The organism is Cellulomonas sp. P4_B5_2 (assembly GCF_056402235.1).
The window spans coordinates 1-5,122 of sequence record NZ_JBFUHU010000277.1; the positions used below are offsets into that span (position 1 = coordinate 1).

Here is a 5,122-nt window from a genome sequence, read left to right on the forward strand (position 1 = left end):
CGCCTGCGGGGCGTCGCGTCGCACGGTGTCGAGCGGCATCGCGGCCGCGCCGCCCGTGCCGGGCGTGACGTTGCGCGCGGTGACCCTGTCGTCCGGCGGGAGCCACAGGCACGGCTGCCCCACGGGCGACGAGGTCCGCAGGAGCCGCGTGAGCGTGCCGGCGGCGATGTTCCCGGACGTCCCGGCGCCGACCTGGTAGCGCACCGTCACGGCGCTCGACGTCGGCGGCACGAGCCCGAGCGCACCGGTGCGGAACCGCAGGCGCGGTGGCTCGTCGTCGTCGTGGTCGACGGCGACGCTGAACCCCTCGAGCGGTGCCCGGAGCAGGCTCGTGACGCGCGGCGCGCCGACGACCGTCCCGCTCGGGAGGACCACCCTGGTGTCGACCTGCCACGGGCGCCCGCCCGGTGCGCACGACAGCCCCTCGGCCGCCGCCGCGACCAGGTGGTAGTCGGAGACGCGCGAGGTCGCCGGGTCCGGACGTGAGCCGGTGAGCGGGTCGAAGGGTGCGACCGCGCCGACACCGTCGACGCACAGGCCGTGGTGCGCGGGGAGCAGCCCGAGCCGCGCGACCCCCACCCGGGGCGTGCCGCCCGACGGGTCGATGCTCACCGGCACCGGGCGCCGCAGCGCGTCGACGCCGTCCCAGAACACCCGGACCAGCGGGAGGCCCGGCGTGAGCGGGTCGTCGATCGCGACGACGTGGGTCACGCGCACCACCTGGGCGGGGTGGCTGACCAGCGGCACGCGGGTCTGCCCACCGGACCCGTCCGCCGGTGGCCACGCTCGCGCGCGCCGCGCCCAGGACTCCTGCTCACCGGCCGGTCCGGGGGCGACGACCTCGAGGGCGAGCAGCGATCCCACCGGGAGCCAGGTGGCGAGGGGGATCCCGTCGCCGGGGACGGGGCGGACGAGGACCGCGCTCGTGGCCCCCGCGGTCAGGACGGCGTCGGCCTCCGCCCAGTCGTAGAGCGCGACCTCGCCGTGCGACGAGCGGACCGTGACGGGGGTCTCGGTCTCGAGCGTGAAGTGTGCTGCTCCGGGCGCCTCGGCCGGGTCACCCGGCGCCTCGGTCGCCAGGTCGCCGGGCTGGACGACGAACGTCGCGTCCCCCGGGCCGGCGTTGTGGTGGCGCACCTGCACCTGCACCACGGCCGCCGCGCTCGTCGCCGGCGGCACCGCGAAGTCGACGAGCCGGGCGTGGCGCGTCACCGAGGCGCGTCGCCTGGCCGTCGGCAGCCAGGACTCGGTCGCCACCCGGTCCTGCCGGTACGCGAGGAGGTCGCCGAGGTGCGCCATGAGCTCGAGGAGCGTGATCGTGAGGTCGGCGGGCGACTCGTCGGCGCCGGGGGACAGGTGCCGCAGGCGTTCGAGGAGCATCGCGCGCAGGCCCGTGTAGTCCCGCGCGAGCGTGTCGTAGTCCGGCGGCGTCAGCGGGGACGGCTGGGCCGGCACCGTGACGCAGTCCGGTGCGTCGCCGCACTCGGGACGCAGCCGCACGGGCAGGTACCGCCGCAGGGGGTCCAGGCCGAGGCCGAGGACGGCGAGTCCCGCGGGATCGACCCCGAGCCGGTACGGCGCCCGCCCAGGGAGCGGCGCACCGACCGCGGCGACCGGCAGGTCGAGGTGGGCGGGCACGGGGATGCCGTCCGGGTCCGTGCCGGCGGGGACGAGCGTGCCGGCGCCCGTGACGGACACGGCCGGTGCGCCGGGACCGCTCGTGAGGGTCCACAGCGCCGCCGCGGTGATCGCCGCCGGCGGGTCCCCGTACAGCCAGACCGACACGGTCCGCACCGCCCCCGAGGCGGTCGCCGACGCCGCGCGCAGCCCGAGCACCGTCGCCGGGGACGCGAACAGCGCGCGCGGTCGCAGCACCGCCGTGGCCTCCGGCTGCTGCGGCCGCGTCCACGCGTCGTACGGCCCCGCGGTCACAGCGCGGCCGCCGGGAGGGTGAGGGTGACCTCGCGGGTCTGCCCGGCGGGCTTGGGCCGGTAGACGACCACCGCCGACAACGCGGAGTCGTCGACCCGCACCTGGACGTCCACCACGTCCAGGCGGTCGCCGAGCGACTCCGCGAGGCTGCCGCGGGCTCGGGCGCGCACGGTGCCGGCGACATCCGGCGACAAGGGCTCGAACAGCGTCGACGCGCCGAGGCCGGCGCCGAATCCCGGGCGGTGCAGCCGCTCGTTCGGGCCGGTGAGGAGCACGAGGCGGACCAGGTCGTCGAGATGCTCCAGCGGCGCGCGCGTCACCAGCCGCCAGGCCGGTCCGACGACCCACGGCTGCGCGGCGTACCGGCGGGGCGAGCTCACGTGGCCGTCACCTTGCCCTGGACGGAGCTGATCTGGAGGCTGCCCTGCGGGGCCGACGCCGCGCTCATGCACAGGCCCGTGCTCGAGTCGAGCAGCACGGCCGTGCCGCCCGCGGTGACCCGGGTGGCGGGCCCCTGCCACTGGACCGTCGTGCACGGGCTCGGGGTGTTGCCGATCATGAAGGAACAGCCCGCGATGCTCGTGGAGTCCGACGCGACGAGCGCCGCCGACCTGTCGATCTTGAGCGCGCTCTGGCTCGCGGTGAAGGACGCCTGACCGCCGTGCGGGCACGAGGCCACGGTCGCCGTCGTCAGCACCTTGCCGCCCACGTCAGCTCACCACCAGGGCGCCGTCGTTGATGTCCACGGACGAGCCCTCCATCGTGATCGTCGCGCCCTGCCCGTTGTCGATCGAGATGCCGTTGCCGTCGAGCGTGATGACCGGCCCCTCGGAGCAGGTGATGGTCAGGGCCGTCTGGTCGTCCGACAGCTCGAGGCGGTGCCCGCCGGGCGTGAGGATGATCAGCGTGTCCGGCCCGGCCCCCTCGACGCCCGCGCCGGCGCCGTAGCTGGCCCCCGACCAGACCGGCGGCGCGGACAGGTCGCCGCGGGGCCACTGGACGAGCACCGCGGCGCCGACCGGCGGGACGACGGCGAAGCCGCAGCCGTCGCCGGCGTAGGGCAGCGCCGGCGTGCACCAGCCCGTCGCTCCCGAGAGCACCTCGGGCACCTCCGCCTTGATCCGGCACTTGCCGTCGGGGTCGTCGTTGTCGGTCACGACCCCGGTGAACAGCCCCGTGTGGTCCTGGCTCACAGCCCCACCCCCGCTCCGACCGCCGCCACGAGCCCGCCGAGCCCACCGGCTGCGCCGGGATCGCCGAGGGCGTTCCGCACCAGGCCCAGTGCCTGGGTGTGGCCGCCGGGCGTCACCGTGTGCCGGACCGACCGGACCAGCCACGGGCCGTCGAGCGCCTCGCCCAGGCCCGCCACGGTCAGCGTCCGGCGCGCGCGCACCAGGGGTGCGTCCGGGGTGGCGAGCGTCACCGTGAGGGTCGCGCCGAACGCGCTGCGCTCGGCCATGGCGGTCGCCGTCGTGGCGGCGTCGACGACCGACATCCCCGCGGCGGCGTTGGTCCGGACCAGCGTGACGCCCCCGAGCGACCGGGTGCCCATGGCGTGGCCGGTGCCCGGGTCGCTCGCCACGTCGGTGTCGGCGGTGCCGGGGACGCTGCGCGTGACGTGCACCTCCTGCCCGGCGAGCAGCTGCACGGAGGCGCTGGCGCGGCCGCCGTGCTCGCCGTAGCCGAGCGCCACCCGCGCCTGCGGCTCCGCGGTCGGGTCGATCTTGCGGAACATGCCGGTCGGGACGCCGTCCACCGACTCGACGTACACGTCGAACCCGTTGCGCGCGGCGAGGCCCTTGAGGAACGTCCAGTCCGTCGCGGCCTGCTGGGGCGAGTACGTGTCGGAGTCCGCGCCCGTCGGGGTGCTGTCCACCTGGGCGGTCAGCCCGTGGTCCTCGAAGATCGTGCGAGCGATGGTCGCGTCCGTGGTGTCCTGCCAGAGGCGCTGGACGTCGCGTCGGTCCAGCTCGACGCTGCGGTCCATCCCCTCGACCGTGAGCGTCGACGCACCGCCGGGGGCGAACGACCAGCTCGCGCTGACGCTGCGTGCGTCGACCGCGCACGAGGTGCCCCCGCGGGACACCTCGACGGTGAACGGCTCGGCGGGTGCGACGAGCGCGTCGAGCGGGCTCGTCCACGTGCTCCGCGGACCGGTCTCCATGGTGACCGCGATGCTCACCTTGGCGGGGCTCCCGAGCGACTCCTCGAGCGTGACGGTCTGCACGAGGAGGAGCTGCTGGGCCGTCAGCGGGGACCCGCCGACGGTGACCACGGTGCGCGTGTCAGGCATCGGGCACCGCCAGCAGGGTCCCGGGCTCCTCGAGGGCGAGCGCGTCGGCGACGGGGTTCGCGTCCGCGATCGACCACCATCGCGTGCTGTCGGCGAGCGCCGCGTCCGCGAGCAGGTCGAGGCGGTCACCGGCGCGGACGGGGTAGCGCACGTCGGCGGGCGGCGCGACGCTCACCCGCGGGGTCACCAGGGGGCGGGTCGTCCCGTCGTCCTGGGGGACGTCCAGTCGGGCCTGTCCCGAGTACCGGCCGTGCGTCGGGGTGCTCACAGCATCAGCTCCACTCCCTGGGCGATGCCCACGACGGCGGACGCGGTCCGGACGGCCTGGTACGCGGTCGCCATGACCTTGGCGAGCGTCATGTCGGACTGCAGGTCCCGCTCCCGGAGCACGGTCAGCGCCAGGTCGACCGTCGCCTGCACGGGCTGGAGCAGCCCGTCGAACCCGGTCTCGCGCACGGTCATGCTGTCGATCCGGACGGGCACGATGCGGGTGACGCTCCACGCGAGGACGACGAGCGGCAGCGTCGGCGCCGGGACCGGCTGCGCCCCCGCACCCCCGCCGAGGGCCCCCGCGACGGCGCCGACGAGGGCGGCGAGCCCCCCGCCGCCCGGCTCGAGCATCGCCTCCATCGTCGCGAGCAGCGGAGCGATGCCGAGGGCGCCCGTGAGCGGCTTCTCGAGCGCGCCGAGGGCATCCAGCTCGATCTTGAGCGTGTACGACTCGGTCGGGGGGCCCGCGACGCGCAGTCCCGACCCGGACCCGCCGCCCTGCTGCACCCGCAGCACCCGCGTGACCTCGGCCGGCGTGTACTGGAACGGGACGAGGCTCGGCACCATCCCGGCCACGGGGTCGGAGAAGGACAGGAGCATCCCGCGGCTCAGCACGGCTCCTCCCGC

At 76.2% G+C, this 5,122-nt stretch carries 7 protein-coding genes; all 7 read right to left on the minus strand.

From position 1 onward, the window contains the following. On the minus strand, positions 1 to 1,932 hold a 1,932-nt coding region (locus AC1DUQ_RS17310; protein ID WP_477074215.1), incomplete at its 3' end, for a baseplate J/gp47 family protein. After that, on the minus strand, positions 1,929 to 2,312 hold the full coding sequence (locus AC1DUQ_RS17315) for a hypothetical protein (RefSeq protein WP_477060845.1): 384 nt from the start codon (positions 2,310 to 2,312) through the stop codon (positions 1,929 to 1,931). The genes AC1DUQ_RS17315 and AC1DUQ_RS17310, both read right to left, overlap by 4 nt. Continuing rightward, positions 2,309 to 2,641, minus strand: a complete 333-nt coding sequence (locus AC1DUQ_RS17320; RefSeq protein ID WP_477060846.1) for a hypothetical protein — start codon at positions 2,639 to 2,641, stop codon at positions 2,309 to 2,311. Before AC1DUQ_RS17320 ends, AC1DUQ_RS17315 begins: the two co-directional genes overlap by 4 nt. A gap of 1 nt (position 2,642) precedes the next feature. Continuing rightward, positions 2,643 to 3,125, minus strand: a complete 483-nt coding sequence (locus AC1DUQ_RS17325) for a phage baseplate assembly protein V (RefSeq protein WP_477060847.1) — start codon at positions 3,123 to 3,125, stop codon at positions 2,643 to 2,645. Beyond that, positions 3,122 to 4,225 carry a contractile injection system protein, VgrG/Pvc8 family gene (locus tag AC1DUQ_RS17330; RefSeq protein ID WP_477060848.1) on the minus strand — a complete coding sequence of 368 codons (1,104 nt, stop codon included), beginning with the start codon at positions 4,223 to 4,225 and terminating at the stop codon, positions 3,122 to 3,124. Before AC1DUQ_RS17330 ends, AC1DUQ_RS17325 begins: the two co-directional genes overlap by 4 nt. Continuing rightward, positions 4,218 to 4,493, minus strand: coding sequence for a hypothetical protein (locus tag AC1DUQ_RS17335; protein WP_477060849.1), 276 nt, complete (start codon positions 4,491 to 4,493; stop codon positions 4,218 to 4,220). Before AC1DUQ_RS17335 ends, AC1DUQ_RS17330 begins: the two co-directional genes overlap by 8 nt. Beyond that, positions 4,490 to 5,122 (minus strand): hypothetical protein (locus AC1DUQ_RS17340; RefSeq protein WP_477074216.1); only part of this gene is annotated, 633 nt, incomplete at its 5' end. The genes AC1DUQ_RS17340 and AC1DUQ_RS17335, both read right to left, overlap by 4 nt.

What these genes read in the sequence shown, in the direction of transcription:
- AC1DUQ_RS17330 (WP_477060848.1), bottom strand. Translation starts at nt 4,225, where the DNA reads ATGCCTGACACGCGCACCGTGGTCACCGTCGGCGGGTCCCCGCTGACG.